Origin of the sequence: Plantactinospora mayteni (assembly GCF_016862935.1) — a bacterium.
In the GTDB taxonomy this organism is placed as follows: Bacteria; Actinomycetota; Actinomycetes; order Mycobacteriales; family Micromonosporaceae; genus Plantactinospora; species Plantactinospora mayteni.
Genome location: NZ_BONX01000048.1, coordinates 61,322 through 75,498, shown reverse-complemented (window position 1 = coordinate 75,498; position 14,177 = coordinate 61,322). Strand labels below are relative to the sequence as shown.

At 70.3% G+C, this 14,177-nt stretch carries 11 protein-coding genes; 2 read left to right on the top strand and 9 right to left on the bottom strand.

Annotated features, from left to right (window positions below):
• The first annotated feature begins 80 nt into the window (after positions 1-80).
• Positions 81-2,210 carry a PhoX family protein gene (locus tag Pma05_RS31795; protein WP_203861188.1) on the top strand — a complete coding sequence of 710 codons (2,130 nt, stop codon included), beginning with the start codon at positions 81-83 and terminating at the stop codon, positions 2,208-2,210.
• Positions 2,211-2,341: 131 nt separating this feature from the next.
• Here Pma05_RS31795 and Pma05_RS31790 read toward each other — a convergent pair whose 3' ends face one another.
• On the bottom strand, positions 2,342-3,124 hold the full coding sequence (locus tag Pma05_RS31790) for an IclR family transcriptional regulator (protein WP_203861187.1): 783 nt from the start codon (positions 3,122-3,124) through the stop codon (positions 2,342-2,344).
• Between the two features lie 152 nt (positions 3,125-3,276).
• Here Pma05_RS31790 and Pma05_RS31785 point away from each other — a divergent pair, with 152 nt between their 5' ends.
• Positions 3,277-4,602: an MFS transporter gene (locus Pma05_RS31785; RefSeq protein WP_203861186.1), complete on the top strand. Its 1,326-nt coding sequence runs from the start codon at positions 3,277-3,279 to the stop codon at positions 4,600-4,602.
• 177 nt (positions 4,603-4,779) lie between these two features.
• Here Pma05_RS31785 and Pma05_RS31780 read toward each other — a convergent pair whose 3' ends face one another.
• The 8 genes from Pma05_RS31780 to nuoH all read right to left on the bottom strand — a co-directional run bounded on the left by Pma05_RS31780 (position 4,780) and on the right by nuoH (position 14,110).
• Entirely contained in the window at positions 4,780-5,823 is a 1,044-nt protein-coding gene (locus tag Pma05_RS31780; RefSeq protein ID WP_203861185.1) for a polyprenyl synthetase family protein, read from the bottom strand.
• Between the two features lie 66 nt (positions 5,824-5,889).
• Positions 5,890-7,449 carry an NADH-quinone oxidoreductase subunit NuoN gene (gene nuoN / locus Pma05_RS31775; RefSeq protein ID WP_203861270.1) on the bottom strand — a complete coding sequence of 520 codons (1,560 nt, stop codon included), beginning with the start codon at positions 7,447-7,449 and terminating at the stop codon, positions 5,890-5,892.
• 34 nt (positions 7,450-7,483) lie between these two features.
• Entirely contained in the window at positions 7,484-9,019 is a 1,536-nt protein-coding gene (locus Pma05_RS31770; protein ID WP_203861184.1) for an NADH-quinone oxidoreductase subunit M, read from the bottom strand.
• A gap of 82 nt (positions 9,020-9,101) precedes the next feature.
• Positions 9,102-11,018, bottom strand: a complete 1,917-nt coding sequence (gene nuoL / locus Pma05_RS31765) for an NADH-quinone oxidoreductase subunit L (RefSeq protein WP_203861183.1) — start codon at positions 11,016-11,018, stop codon at positions 9,102-9,104.
• Positions 11,019-11,031: 13 nt separating this feature from the next.
• Positions 11,032-11,349 (bottom strand): NADH-quinone oxidoreductase subunit NuoK, encoded by a 318-nt coding sequence (nuoK, locus tag Pma05_RS31760; RefSeq protein WP_203861182.1) that lies wholly within the window; start codon positions 11,347-11,349, stop codon positions 11,032-11,034.
• 1 nt (position 11,350) lies between these two features.
• A complete protein-coding gene (locus Pma05_RS31755; protein WP_203861181.1) occupies positions 11,351-12,121 on the bottom strand; it encodes an NADH-quinone oxidoreductase subunit J in 771 nt (256 codons plus the stop codon).
• Positions 12,118-12,711 carry an NADH-quinone oxidoreductase subunit NuoI gene (gene nuoI / locus Pma05_RS31750; protein ID WP_203861180.1) on the bottom strand — a complete coding sequence of 198 codons (594 nt, stop codon included), beginning with the start codon at positions 12,709-12,711 and terminating at the stop codon, positions 12,118-12,120. Before nuoI ends, Pma05_RS31755 begins: the two co-directional genes overlap by 4 nt.
• A 1-nt stretch (position 12,712) precedes the next feature.
• Positions 12,713-14,110 (bottom strand): NADH-quinone oxidoreductase subunit NuoH, encoded by a 1,398-nt coding sequence (gene nuoH / locus Pma05_RS31745; RefSeq protein WP_203861269.1) that lies wholly within the window; start codon positions 14,108-14,110, stop codon positions 12,713-12,715.
• Positions 14,111-14,177: the final 67 nt, after the last annotated feature.

Genomic DNA, 14,177 nt, shown 5'->3' with positions numbered 1-14,177 from the left:
CGGCAGGCACGCGCCCTCGTGCGCCGTACCCAAGGTGCCCGGGCGCGCATCCCTGACATTGGCGAGGAGGCTCCATCTCCATGACCGAGCGACCCCGGCTGCTCCCCCTGCTCGGCCCGGCGGGCCACGGCGGGCGCGACGCCATGACCTGCATTTACCGGTGCGGAAACGCGTGTGCCCACCCGGTGCCGAACGAGTCCGACAACCCGTACTTCGGTGACGTCGTCCAGGCCGAGGTGACCCGGCGCGGAGTCGTCCGGGCCGGCGCGGTCGGCGCGCTGGTGCTCGGCTTCGGCGGCGCGGCGGCCGGCGCGCTCGCCGGCTCTCCGGCGATGGCCGCCCCCGGGAACGGCTCCAGCCCGGCGCTGCCCGAGGTGGACAGCTTCACCCCGGCCCGGCGACCCGGCAACGCGGCGCTCACCTTCAAGCCGATCCCGCCGAACAAGCTCGACACCCTGGTGGTGCCGAACGGGTACGACCACTCCGTCGTGATCCGCTGGGGCGACCCGGTCCTGTCCGGCGCCCCCGAGCTGGACGTGCAGCGGCAGACCGCCGCGCGGCAGTCCCAGCAGTTCGGCTACAACAACGACTTCGTCGGGGTACTTCCGCTGGACCGCAAGGGCGAGCGGGCGCTGCTGGTGGTGAACCACGAGTACACCAACGAGAACCTGATGTTCCCGAACTTCACCACCTTCGACGCGATGAGCGTGGAGCAGGTCCGGGTGGCGATGGCCGCGCACGGGCTCTCCGTGGTGGAGCTGGAGCGGGTCGGCGAGAGCGGCGAGTGGAAGCCGGTCCGCAAGGGCAAGCTGAAGTACAACCGGCGGATCACCGCGCACACGACGAAGTTCGACTTCACCGGCCCGGCGGCCGGCTCGGCCTGGCTGAAGACCGCTGCCGACCCGAAGGGCCGGACCGCGATCGGCACCCTGAACAACTGCGCCGGCGGGATCACCCCGTGGGGCACGGTGCTCTCCGGCGAGGAGAACTTCAACCAGTACTTCGTCGGCGGCGACGGCGCCCCGGAGACGCTCAAGCCGAAGCTGGCCCGGTACGGCATCACCACCACCGCCCGCTACCCCGCCGACAGCCGGAAGTGGGAGCGCGCCGACGAGCGGTTCGACCTGGCGAAGCACCCCAACGAGGCGCACCGGTTCGGCTGGATCGTCGAGGTCGACCCGTTCGACCCGGAGGCGAAGCCGCGCAAGCACACCGCGCTGGGCCGGTTCAAGCACGAGGGCGCGAACGTCATCGTGGCCAAGGACGAGCGGGTCGTGGCGTACATGGGCGACGACGAGCGGTTCGACTACCTCTACAAGTTCGTCTCGGACAAGAAGTTCAAGAAGGGTGACTCCTGGACCGCCCGGGAGCACAACCTCACCCTGCTGGAGTCCGGCACCCTCTACGTCGCGAAGCTCGACCAGACCAGCGCCGACGAGATCGACGGCTCGGGCAAGCTGCCGACCGACGGTGCGTTCAACGGCCGGGGCAAGTGGATCAAGCTGGTCCGGGGCAACACGTCGTACGTCCCCGGCATGACCGCCGCCGACGTGCTCACCTTCACCCGGCAGGCCGGTGACGCGGTCGGGGCGACCAAGATGGACCGCCCGGAGGACGTCGAGCCGAGCCTGCTCACCGGCAAGGTGTACGTGGCGCTGACCAACAACACCAACCGGGGTGTCGGGACCAACCCGAAGGCCGACGAGGCGAACCCGCGGACCAACAACAAGCACGGGCACGTGCTGGAGCTGGTCGAGGACCGGGGCGACAACACCTCGGAGACCTTCGCCTGGTCGGTACCGATCGTCTGCGGCGACCCGACCGACGCGTCGACGTACTTCGCCGGCTACGACAAGACCAAGGTGTCGCCGATCTCCTGCCCGGACAACGTGGCGTTCGACGGCTCCGGCAACCTCTGGATCGCCACCGACGGCAACGCGCTGGGCAGCAACGACGGGCTCTTCGCCACCGCCATCGAGGGGCCGGAGCGCGGCCACCTCAAGCAGTTCCTCACCGTGCCGCTCGGCGCGGAGACCTGCGGGCCGTTCATCACCACGGACAACCGCTCGGTCTTCGTCGCCGTACAGCACCCGGGCGAGCTGAGCGGCGCCTCGCTGGAGAACCCGGCGTCGAACTGGCCGGACGGCGACTTCGCCAAGCCCGGTGTGGTCGTCACCTGGCGCCTCGACGGCGACGTAGTCGGAAGCTGACCGCCAAAACCTGAGCACCGCCTCCTCCGTGGTCTCCTGCTACCCCTCCAGGGGTAGCAGGAGACCACGTTCCGGTTTCGGTCCGGCGCGGTCCGGCCCGGCGCGGTCCGGCCCGGCGCGGTCCGGCGCGGTCAGGTTTCGGTGGCGAGGCCGTCGGCTACGGCGCGGGCGACCGCGAGCAGCTTGGCCCGGACCACCCGGGCCGAGGTCATCATCTCGGCGGCCGGCAGCGCGCAGGCGAGCACCACCCGGCGCTCCATGTCCTTGTCCGGGGTGACCAGCACGGCCGCACACGCGACGCCGTGCCGGAACTGGCCGAGTTCCAGGTGCATACCGCGCCGGTCACCGGCCGCCAGGTCCGCCTCGAACGCGTCGGCGGCGACCAGGGTCGCCGAGGTGAACGGCCGCATGCCGTACTCGCGCAGGTAGCGGAACCGCTGCTCCGGGGTGAGGGTGGCCAGCAGCCCCTTGCCGAGTGCGGTGGCGTGGGCGCCCTCGTCGAAGCCGGGCACCAGATCCTCCACGTACGGCGACCGGGGCCCCTCGGCGACCGCGGTGATCGCCACCTGCCCGCCGACGAACCGACCCAGGTAGTGGCTGTAGCCCGTGTCCGAGGCGGCCCGGCGCAGCGACTCGCCCACCGCCGGTGGCCCGCGGAACGCGGTGACCAGTTCGCGGTACCGGTCCGCCACCTCCAACCCGACGATGTACGTGCCGTCTTCGCGCCTGATCACGTAGCCCTCGTAGGCGAGTGTCCGCACCAGGTGGTACGTGGTGGCCACAGTCAACTCGCAACGCCGGGCAATCTGTTTCACGGTCAGGCCCTTCGGTGCCCGTCCCACCGCTTCGAGCACGCGCAAGGCACGCGACACGCTGCGGATCAGGTCCGAAGGTTCCGCCAAGGGGTCGCGCACAACCACCTCCGCCGCCGGGGACTTACAGAATATGAAAAACCGGGCGCCTGCGAAATGCCCGATCGGATTGAGGATGCCAGATCTACCGCGACCGTGCGTGCAGCCACGGACACGAACGGTTCATACGGGTGGCTCGCGTAGGCTCGTCCCAAATGGCCGATCTCACCGAGAACACCCCGCAGGCCGTACCTTCCGCGCGGCCGACTCGTACCGTGCTCGCCGCCACCGTCATCACGGTGGCCGGGGTACTGCCGGTCTTCCTGATCGGCGGACTCGCCGTGCAACTCGGCGCCGAGCTGGACTTCTCCCCCGCCGGGCTGGGGCTGGCCGTCGCCGTCTACTTCGGGGTGAGCGCGCTCGCCTCCGTCCCGTCCGGCGCCCTCGTCGAGCGGTACGGCCCGACGGTGGTCGCCCGGGCCAGCCTGCTGCTGGTCGCCGCCGCCATGCTGGCGGTCGCCGCCGTGGCCCGCTCCTATCCGGTACTGGTCGCCCTGCTGGCGGTGGTCGCCCTGGCCAACCCGCTCGGCCAGATGGCCAGCAACGCCACCCTGGCGCACCGGGTACCGCCCGGCCGGCAGGGTCTCTCCTTCGGGGTCAAGCAGGCCGCCATCCCGGCCGGCACGCTGCTGGCCGGGGCCGCCGTACCAGCCGTGGCGCTGACCGTCGGCTGGCGCTGGGCGTTCGTCGCCGCCGCCGTACTGGCGCTGGCCATCCTGCCGGTCGTACCCACCGGTCCACGGGAGCGGGCGGACCCGGCGCGGCGGCGCGGCGAGCGGGCGACCGGGGCGCTGGTCGCGCTCGGTGTGGCCGGCACCCTGGCCGCCGGGTCCGCGAACGCCAGCGGCACCTTCCTGGTCGACTCGGCGGCGGCCCGGGGACTCTCCCCGGGGCTCGCCGGACTGCTGCTGACCCTCGGCGGTGCCGTCTGCCTGCTCTCCCGGATCCTGATGGGCTGGCTGGCCGACCGCCGCTCCGGCGGTCACCTGAACACCGTCGCCGCGATGCTGGTGGTCGGTGCCGGCGGGCTGGGCCTGCTGCACCTGAGTCCTCCGCTGGCCCTGGTGGTCGGCGTGGTACTCGCCTTCGCCTTCGGCTGGGCCTGGCCCGGGCTGCTCAACTTCGCCGTGGTCCGGCTGCATCCGCAGGCACCGACCGCCGCCACCTCGATCACCCAGACCGGCGTGTACGCGGGCGGCTGCCTCGGCCCGCTCGGCCTCGGCACCCTCGCCGACCGCCTCGGGTACCCGACGATGTGGCTGGTCGCGGCGGCGGCGATGCTGCTCGCCGCCGGGCTGATGCTGGTCGGCCGGCGAATGCTGCTGGCCGCGCTCCGGCGCCGGGCCGCCAGCCCGGCCCCACCGCCCGCCAGCCCGACCCCAGGGCCCGCCAGCCCGGCCCGAGTGCCCCGGCAGCGCCGGCCAGGTCGGATCCCGGCCGAGCAGCCGGAGACCGGCGACCCGGATTCCGCCGTAGCCTGACACCCGCCCAGCGCGGACCGACAACGCCGCCACCTGACCACGTTGACGCTCAGGATCATCGGCCGCGCTCACGTCGCCGAGTCGCTGCGCGGACCGACAACACCGTCGCCTGACCGCGCTGACGCTCCCGGCCGGCGCGGTCGACGTCAGCCGCCGTCAGCCGAGGTGTGGTCGGCGTCAGCCGGTGCGGTCGGCAATGAAGTCGCAGAGCGATTCGAGGGCCTGTCGAGGGGCGCTGTCGGGGAGCGGGGCGAGGCAGGAGCGGGCCTCCTCGGCATAGCTGCGTACCGTCTCCCGGGCCCGCTTCAGCGCCGGAGACTCCCGGAGCAGACCGAGCGCCTCGGCGTGCAGCGCGTCGTCGGTGACCGGGCCGAGCGCGAGGATCTCGCGGAGCCGTACCGAGGCCGCGTCGCCGTCGTCGGCGCCGAGCGCGTAGAGCACCGGCAGAGTGGGCACACCCTCCCGCAGGTCGGTGCCGGGAGTCTTGCCGGACTGCACCGACTCGGAGGAGATGTCGAGCAGGTCGTCGGAGAGCTGGAAGGCGACCCCGATCGTCTCGCCGTAACCGGCCAGCGCCTCGATGTGCGAGGGCTGGGCGCCGCCGAACATGCCGCCGAACCGGGCCGAGGTGGCGATCAGGGAACCGGTCTTCTCGGCGATCACGCTCAGGTAGTGCGCGACCGGGTCGGCGTCGCGCGGGCCGACGGTCTCGGCGATCTGCCCGTGCACCAGCCGGGCGAACGTCCGGGCCTGCAACCGGACCGCCTCGGTGCCGAGGTCGGCGGCGATGTCGGCGGCCCGGGCGAAGAGGTAGTCGCCGACCAGGATCGCCACCGAGTTGCCCCACCGGGAGTTGGCGCTCGACGCACCCCGGCGCACCGGCGCCTCGTCCATCACGTCGTCGTGGTAGAGCGTGGCGAGGTGGGTGAGTTCTATCACCACCGCCGCCGGTACGACCTGCGGGGCGGTCGGATCACCGAACTGGGCGCCGAGGGCGACCAACAGTGGCCGGAACCGCTTGCCGCCGGCGTCCATCAGGTGCCGGGCCGCCTCGTCCACCATCGGATCGGCGCTGGCGACGTTGTCGCGCAGCTCCGTCTCCACATTGGCCAGCACGCTGGCCACCGATGCCTCCACGCGGGCATCCGCGAACTCGAGCCCGATCGTGTCGAGCCCGAGTGCCGCCATGCCGCCAGCCGTTCCCCCCACGCCTTCAACCATGCCACACCCGCCGGCCAACCCCTGGTCGGGGGCGGTCGACCTCGGAATGGGCGTGGGGGCGACCGGTCATCGGACGAATTCGGCGGCGCCGTTGGCGAGATCCAGCAGCGGCGCCGGGGCGACCCCGAGCACCAGGGTGGCGACGACCCCGATCATCAGGGCCGCCGCGGTCAGCCCACCCGGCAGCGACACCGTCGGAGTGGACTCGCCCGGCTCGGAGAGCCACATCATCACCACCACCCGCAGGTACGGGAAGGCGAGGATCATGCTGGTCAGCACGCCCGCGATCACCAACCATGACTGCCCGGCGTCCAGCGCCGCGCCGAAGACGGCGAACTTGCTGGTGAAGCCGCTGGTCAGCGGGATACCCGCGAAGGCGAGCAGCAGGAAGGTGAAGAGTCCGGCGTAGAGCGGCGAACGCCGGCCCAGCCCGGCCCACCGGGACAGGTGGGTCGCCTCGCCGTCCGCGTCCCGGACCAGGGTCACCACGCCGAACGCGGCGAGCACCGTGAAGCCGTACGCGACGAGGTAGAACATCGTGCTGGAGAGCCCGTCCTTGGAGAGCACCAGCGCACCGACCAGCAGGTACCCCGCGTTCGCCACCGACGAGTACGCGAGCAGCCGCTTGATGTCCGTCTGGGTGACCGCCAGGATCGCCCCGACCAGCATCGTGAGCACCGCGATGGCGCCGAGCACCGGGGTGAAGTCCCAGCTCGCCCCGGAGAACGCGACGTGCAGCACCCGGAGCAGCCCGCCGAACGCGGCGACCTTGGTGCAGGCGGCCATGAAGCCGGTGATCGGGGTCGGGGCGCCCTGGTAGACGTCCGGGGTCCAGACGTGGAACGGCGCCGCCGCGATCTTGAACAGCAGCCCGATGGAGAGCAGCGCGAGCCCGGCGAAGAGCAGTACCTCGCTGGCGGCCGAGTCGGTGACCGCGGTCCGGATGGTGCCGAAGTCGACCCCGCCACCGGAGCCGGTGCCGCCGGCCCCGACCGTGAAGCCGTAGACCAGCGCCATGCCGAAGAGGAAGAACGCCGAGGCGTACGAGCCGAGCAGGAAGTACTTCAGCGCCGACTCCTGGCTCAGCAGCCGCCGGCGCCGGGCCAGCGCGCAGAGCAGGTAGAGCGGCAGCGAGAACGCCTCCAGCGCGATGAACATCGTCAGCAGGTCGTTCGCGGCGACGAAGAGCAGCATGCCGGAGACGGCGAACAGGGTCAGCGGGTACACCTCGGTCGCGCCGCCCTCGTCGGCGGCCTGCCGCTGGTCCTCCGGCGACCCGACGGTGACCGCCGCGTGCGCCACGAAGGCGCCGCCGCGCTGCACCGACCGCTCGCCGATCAGCATCAGTGCCATCCCGGCGAGCACCACGATCGCGCCCTGGAGGAAGAGCGTCGGGCCGTCGACCGCGACCGCCCCGCCGGCGGTGACCACCCGGTCCTGCGCGTTCAGCACCACCGCGACCAGCGCGCCGGTCAGGGCCAGCAGGCCGAGGACGAGCTGGGTCAGGTGCCGGCGCTTCCGCGGGATGAACGCCTCGACCAGGACGCCGACCAGGGAGGCTCCGAACAGCACCAGGATCGGTGCCAGAGCCGCGTAGTCGATGTCCGGCAGCTTGAGATCCATTATCGGACCTTCCTTACGTACGCGACTGGCAGCCGGCTCACCGGTGTGCCTCCTGGACGGTGCCCACCGTCGGCGCCGGATCCTGCTTGCCGAGGTCCTGCTCCATGGTGGCCTGGACGGCGGGGTTGATGACGTCGGTGACCGGCTTCGGATAGAAGCCGAGCAGCAGCAGCAACGCGATCAGCGGGGCGACCACGACCTTCTCCCGCACCGACAGGTCCTTGCGCATCGCCTCGACCCCGGACAGCGCCGGGTTGAGCGTGCCCTGGGTGGTCCGCTGCACCATCCACAGCACGTACGCGGCGGCCAGGATGATCCCGGCGGTGGCGATGATCGCGACCGGCTTGTTCACCGTGTACGTGCCGATCAGCACCAGGAACTCGGAGATGAACGGTGCCGTACCCGGCAGCGCCAGCGAGGCGAGACCGGCGAAGAAGAGCACCCCGGCGAGCAGCGGTACCAGCTTGCCGGCCCCGCCGAAGTCGGTGATCAGCGCGGAGCCGCGCCGGGCGACCAGCATGCCGACGACCAGGAAGAGCAGCCCGGTGGCGAGGCCGTGGTTGACCATGTAGAGCACCGCGCCGGTGCCGGCCTGGGTGGTGAAGGCGAAGAGCCCGATCCCGATGAAGCCGAAGTGCGCGATCGAGGTGTAGGAGACGAGGCGCTTCAGGTCGTTCTGCCCGACCGCCAGCAGGGCGGCGTAGATGATGCCGATCAGCGCCAGCGCGATGGCGTACGGCGCGAACCACTTCGACGCCTCGGGGAAGAGCGGCAGGCAGTACCGCAGGATCCCGAAGGTGCCGACCTTGTCCAGTACCCCGACCAGCAGCGCGGCGGCTCCGGCCGGTGCGGCGCCACCGGCGTCCGGCAGCCAGGTGTGGAACGGGAAGAACGGCGCCTTGATCGCGAAGGCGAGGAAGAAGCCGAGGAAGAGCCAGCGCTCGGTACCGGTGGAGATGTCGATCTGGGTCAGCGCCTGCCAGTCGAAGGTCTTGCCGCCGACCACCCAGAGCCCGATCACCGCGGCCAGCATGAACAGCCCGCCGACCAGCGAGTAGAGGAAGAACTTCACCGCCGCGTACTGCCGCTGGTGGCCGCCGTAGCTACCGATCAGGAAGTACATCGGCACGAGCATGACCTCGAAGAACACGTAGAAGAGGAAGACGTCGGCGGCGGCGAAGACGCCGATCATCGTGCACTCGAGGAAGAGCAGCAGTGCGAAGTAGACCGGTACGGAGCGCTTCGACTTCTCCGCGTCGTGCCAGGAGGCCAGGATCACCAGCGGCACCAGCAGGGCGATAAGCATCAGCATGACCAGCGCGATGCCGTCGGCGGCGAAGGTGAAGTTCACCCCCCAGCGCGGGATCCACGAGTAGGACTCGCGGAGCTGGAGCCGGTCGCCGCCGGCCTCGAAGGCGATCCACATGAAGACGCTGAGCACCAGTACGGCCAGCGACCAGCCGAGCGCGATCCGCTTGGCCAGCTCGCCCCGGCTGGCCGGCAGGAAGACCACCACCAGCGCGCCGACCAGCGGCGCGACGGTGAGCACCGAGAGGAAGGGGAAGTCGGACATTATTCGGCCTTACCTCCGTCGTCAGTGCCCGGCCGGTCGAGGTCGCCCGGCCGGTTGCGCGCGGCCGGTGGGTTGTGGTCGGTCACGCCAACCACCCCAGTTGGACCGCCAGGAACGCCGCCACCACCAGCACCGCGCCGGTGAGAATGGACATCGCGTACGACCGGACGAAGCCGGTCTGGAGCCGGCGCAGCCGGCCCGATCCACCGCCGACCGCGGCGGCGAGCGCGTTGACCAGCCCGTCGATGCCCCGGTTGTCGAGGAAGACGAGTGCCCGGGTGAGGAAGATGCCCGGCTTCTCGAAGACCGCCTCGTTGAACGCGTCGGTGTAGAGGTTGCGCCGGGCCGCCCGTACCACCGGGCCGGCCGGCTGCTCCACCAGCGCGGTGCCGTTGCGGAACAGCAGCCAGGCCAGGCCGGCGCCGAGCACGGTCAGGCCGAGCGAGAGCACGGTGATCACGGTGTGCGAGAGCACCGGCTCGTGGTGCTCGCCGTGCCCGAGCACCGGGGTCAGCCAGCTCGCGACCGGGGTCGCCATCAGCCCACCGGCGACGACCGAGCCGAGGCCGAGCAGGATCAGCGGCACGGTCATGATCAGTGGCGACTCGTGCGGGTGCGCGATGTCCTCGGTCCAGCGCTTCGGGCCGTGGAAGGTGAGCACGAAGAGCCGGGTCATGTAGAAGGCGGTCAGCCCGGCGCCGAGCAGTGCGGCGCCGCCGTAGAGCCAGGCGGTCCAGTCGCCGCGGGCGAACGCCTCGACGATGATCGGCTCCTTGGTGAAGAAGCCGGAGAACGGCCACATGCCGATGATCGCCAGCCAGCCCAGCCCGAAGGTGATCCAGGTGATCTTCATGTACTTCGCCAGCCCGCCGAACCGGCGGATGTCCACCTGGTCCTGCATGCCGTGCATCACCGAGCCGGCCCCGAGGAACATGTTGGCCTTGAAGAAGCCGTGCGCCAGCAGGTGGATGATGGCCAGCGCGTACGCACCGCCGCCGAGTCCGACGCCGAGGAACATGTAGCCGATCTGGCTCACCGTCGACCAGGCGAGTACCCGCTTGATGTCGTCCTTGGCCGCACCGATGATGCAGCCCATCAGCAGGGTGAGCGCGCCGACGCTGACCACGACGGTCTGGAGCGTCGGGTCGAGCGAGAAGATCGGGTTGGACCGGGCGATCAGGTAGACGCCCGCCGTCACCATCGTGGCGGCGTGGATCAGCGCGGAGACCGGGGTCGGGCCCTCCATCGCGTCCGGCAGCCATGCCTGGAGCGGGAACTGGCCGGACTTGCCGGCCGCGCCGAGCAGCAGCAGCAGGCCGATCGCCAGCACCGTGCCGCTCTGCAACGCGCCCGCGCCGTTGAAGACGTCGGCGAACTGGGTGCTGCCGAGGGTGGCGAACATGATGAAGATCGCGATGGCCAGGCCGGCGTCACCGACCCGGTTCATCAGGAACGCCTTCTTGCCGGCGGTGGCCGCGCTCGGCCGGTCCTGCCAGAACGAGATCAACAGGTACGACGCCAGACCGACGCCCTCCCAGCCGACGTAGAGCATCACGTAGTTGTTGCCGAGCACCAGCAGCAGCATCGCCGCGACGAAGAGGTTGAAGAACCCGAAGAACTTCCGCCGGCCGGCATCGTGCGACATGTAGCCGACCGCGTACAGATGGATCAGGAAGCCCACGCCGGTGATCAGCAGTACGAAGACCGCCGCCAGCGGGTCGAAGAGCAGTCCGAAGTCGACGTGCAGGTCACCGACCGCGATGAAGTCCCAGAGGCTCAGCTCGACCGAGCGGTTCTCCAGGCCCCGCAGCGAGAAGAAGTAGGACAGGCCGAGCACGAAGATGGCGCCGACGCTGGCCACGCCGAGCCAGTGCCCCCACCGGTCGGCCCGCCGGCCGAGCAGCAGGAGGATCGCCGCGCTGACCAGCGGGATGGCCACCAGCAGCCACACGCTGCCCAGCAACCCCGTGGCGTGGGCGTACTCCACAGAATGTTCCACTGGTGGGCCCCTCTTAGTACTTCAACAGGTTGGCGTCGTCGACGCTCGCCGAGCGCCGAGTCCGGAAGATCGTCATGATGATGGCCAGCCCGACCACGACCTCGGCGGCGGCCACCACCATGACGAAGAACGCCATGATCTGACCGTTCAGGTCACCGTTGATCCGGCTGAACGTGACCAGCGCGAGGTTGGCCGCGTTGAGCATCAGCTCGATGCACATGAAGAGGACGATCGCGTTGCGCCGGATCAGCACCCCGACCGCGCCGACCGTGAAGAGCAGGCTGGCGAGGATCAGGTAGTGGTTCGGCGACACCGACAGGAAGTCCGACATCTTATTTCTCCGTCCCCTTCAGCGCCTTGTCCTCCTCGGACAGCTCGCGCTGCGGCAGGATCTGCGGCACGCTCCGCTCGGTCAGGCCGCCGTCCGGCAGCCGGGCCGGGGTGGCGACCGAGGACGAGGTGGCGTACACCCCGGGGCCGGGCTTCGGTCCCGGGTAGTTGCCGGGGCGGAACCGGGCCTTCATCGTGGCGACCTGGTCCATCCGGTCCTGGCGGCGCCGCTCGACGTGCGCCAGCACCATCGCGCCGACCGCCGCGGTGATCAGCAGGGCCGAGGTGATCTCGAAGGCGAAGACGTACCTGGTGAAGAGCAGCGCGGCGATGCCCTGCACGTTGCCGTTCGCGTTGGCCTGCTCCAGGCCGACCGCGTCCGCCTGGCCGAGCGCCCGCCACAGCCCGGTGGCGACCAGGGCGCCGAAGCCGAGGCCGAGCAGGATCGCGGCGATCCGCTGCCCGCGCAGCGTCTCGATCAGCGAGTCCGAGGCGTCCCGGCCGACCAGCATCAGCACGAAGAGGAAGAGCATCATGATCGCGCCGGTGTAGACGATGATCTGCACCATGCCGATGAACGGCCCGGACTGGAGCACGTAGAAGACGCCCAGGCAGAGCATCGTCAGCACCAGCCAGAGCGCGGAGTGCACCGCGTTGCGGGCCCAGACCGTGCCGATCGCGCCCATCAGGGCGAGCGGGGCCAGGATCCAGAAGGTGATCTGCTCCCCGCCGGTCACCCCACCGGCGGCGGCGAGCACCGCTTGTCCGGTCATGACGCGTTCTCTCCCGTCGTACCCGAGCCGTCGACCGTGCCGGTCTCGGACCAGGGCGCCCGCTCCGCGCCGGCCGAGGTGCCCGGGTTGGTCAGCGCGCCGACGTAGTAGTCCTTCTCGGTGTCACCGAGCCGCATCGGGTGCGGCGGCTGCTCCATCCCCGGCAGCAGCGGCGCCAGCAACTGCTCCTTGGTGAAGATCAGGTCCTGCCGGTTGTCCCGGGCCAACTCGTACTCGTTGCTCATGGTCAGCGAACGGGTCGGGCAGGCCTCGATGCAGAGCCCGCAGAAGATGCACCGGGCATAGTTGATCTGGTACGTGCTGGCGTACCGCTCGCCCGGCGAGAAGCGCTGCTCCTCGGTGTTGTCGCCGCCCTCGACGTAGATCGCGTCGGCCGGGCAGGCCCAGGCGCACAGCTCGCAGCCGATGCACTTCTCCAACCCGTCCGGGTGCCGGTTGAGGATGTGCCGCCCGTGGTAGCGCGGAGCGGAGACCGGCGGCTTGAACGGGTAGTCGGTGGTGACGACCTTCTTGAACATGTGCGAGAAGGTGACCCCGAAGCCCTTGAAGGAACCGGTGATCGCGCCCACGTCACACCTCCTTCTCGTCGTGACCGGTGCCGGCGTCGCCCGGCTGTCCGGCTCCGGGCCGCTGTCCGGCTCCCACGTTCGCCGGTTCCCGCTCGGCGACCGCCCGTCTCGTCCGGGGGCTCGGTGGCACCTGGAGATCCATCGGCGGCAGTGGGAAGCTGCCGGCCGGTCGCCGGTTGACCTTCTCCTGGAGGGTCCGCTGCGGTGGCCGCTTCTTGCTCGGCCAGAGCAGCGTCACCAGCAGGACGACCAGCACCGCGCCCGCGATGAACGAGTAGCGGTACGAGTCGCTGACGTCCTCCTGCTGGAGGGTGCGGATGCCGGCCAGGACCAGGATCCAGACCAGGTTGATCGGCAGCAGCACCTTCCAGCCCAGCCGCATGAACTGGTCGTACCGGAGCCGGGGCAGCGTGCCGCGCAGCCAGATGAAGATGAAGACCAGACCGATGACCTTGCCCATGAACCAGAGCAGCGGCCACCAGCCGGAGTTCGCGCCCTCCCAGAGCGTGATCGGCCAGGGTGCCCGCCAGCCACCGAGGAAGAGCGTCGTGGTGACCGCCGACATCGTCACCATGGCGACGTACTCGGAGAGCATGAAGAGCGCGAACTTCAGCGAGCTGTACTCCGTCATGAAGCCGGCGACCAGCTCCGACTCGGCCTCGGGCAGGTCGAACGGCGCCCGGTTGGTCTCACCGACAGTGGAGATGAAGAAGATGATGAAGCTCGGCAGCAGCAGGATCGCGTACCAGCCGGGGGCGGGCAGGTCGACCACGCCGAAGAGGTTGAGCCGGGTGCCGTCGGCCTGTTGGCTGACGATGCCGCTGGTCGACATGGTGCCGGCGGTCATGAAGACCGCGACGATGCTCAAGCCCATCGCGACCTCGTACGAGATCATCTGGGCACTCGACCGCAGACCGCCGAGGAGCGGGTACGTCGAGCCGGAGGCCCAGCCGCCGAGCACGATGCCGTAGACGCCCATCGAGGAGCAGGCCAGCAGCACGAGTACGGCCACCGAGACGTCGGTGACCTGGAGCGGGGTCCGCTCGCCGAAGATGCTCACCATCGGACCGAACGGCACCACCGACAGGGCGGTGACCGCGCAGATCGTCGAGATGGTCGGCGCGAAGAAGTAGACGACCTTGTCCGCCGACTTCGGCAGGATGTCCTCCTTGAAGGCCATCTTGATGCCGTCGGCGAGGGTCTGGAGCAGACCGAACGGGCCGATCTGGTTCAGGCCGGGCCGCTGGGCCATCCGGGCCACCACCCGGCGCTCGAACCAGACGCCCAGCAGCGTGGCCAGGACCGCGAAGACGAACGCCGCCACGAGCTTGATCAGGACCAGCCACCACGGATCCTTGCCGAAGTCCTGAAGCGTCGGATCCTGGGCCAGGTAGCTCAGGCCACCCATCGGTGCCTCCCTTCGTACGCGACCGCGGGGCTCATCTGCGCCGACCTTTCGTTCGCGA

Coding starts and splice junctions, on each gene's coding strand:
- Pma05_RS31795 (WP_203861188.1), top strand. CDS start 81: ATGACCGAGCGACCCCGGCTGCTCCCCCTGCTCGGCCCGGCGGGCCAC.
- Pma05_RS31785 (WP_203861186.1), top strand. CDS start 3,277: ATGGCCGATCTCACCGAGAACACCCCGCAGGCCGTACCTTCCGCGCGG.
- Pma05_RS31780 (WP_203861185.1), bottom strand. CDS start 5,823: ATGGTTGAAGGCGTGGGGGGAACGGCTGGCGGCATGGCGGCACTCGGG.
- Pma05_RS31770 (WP_203861184.1), bottom strand. CDS start 9,019: ATGTCCGACTTCCCCTTCCTCTCGGTGCTCACCGTCGCGCCGCTGGTC.
- nuoK (WP_203861182.1), bottom strand. CDS start 11,349: ATGTCGGACTTCCTGTCGGTGTCGCCGAACCACTACCTGATCCTCGCC.
- Pma05_RS31755 (WP_203861181.1), bottom strand. CDS start 12,121: ATGACCGGACAAGCGGTGCTCGCCGCCGCCGGTGGGGTGACCGGCGGG.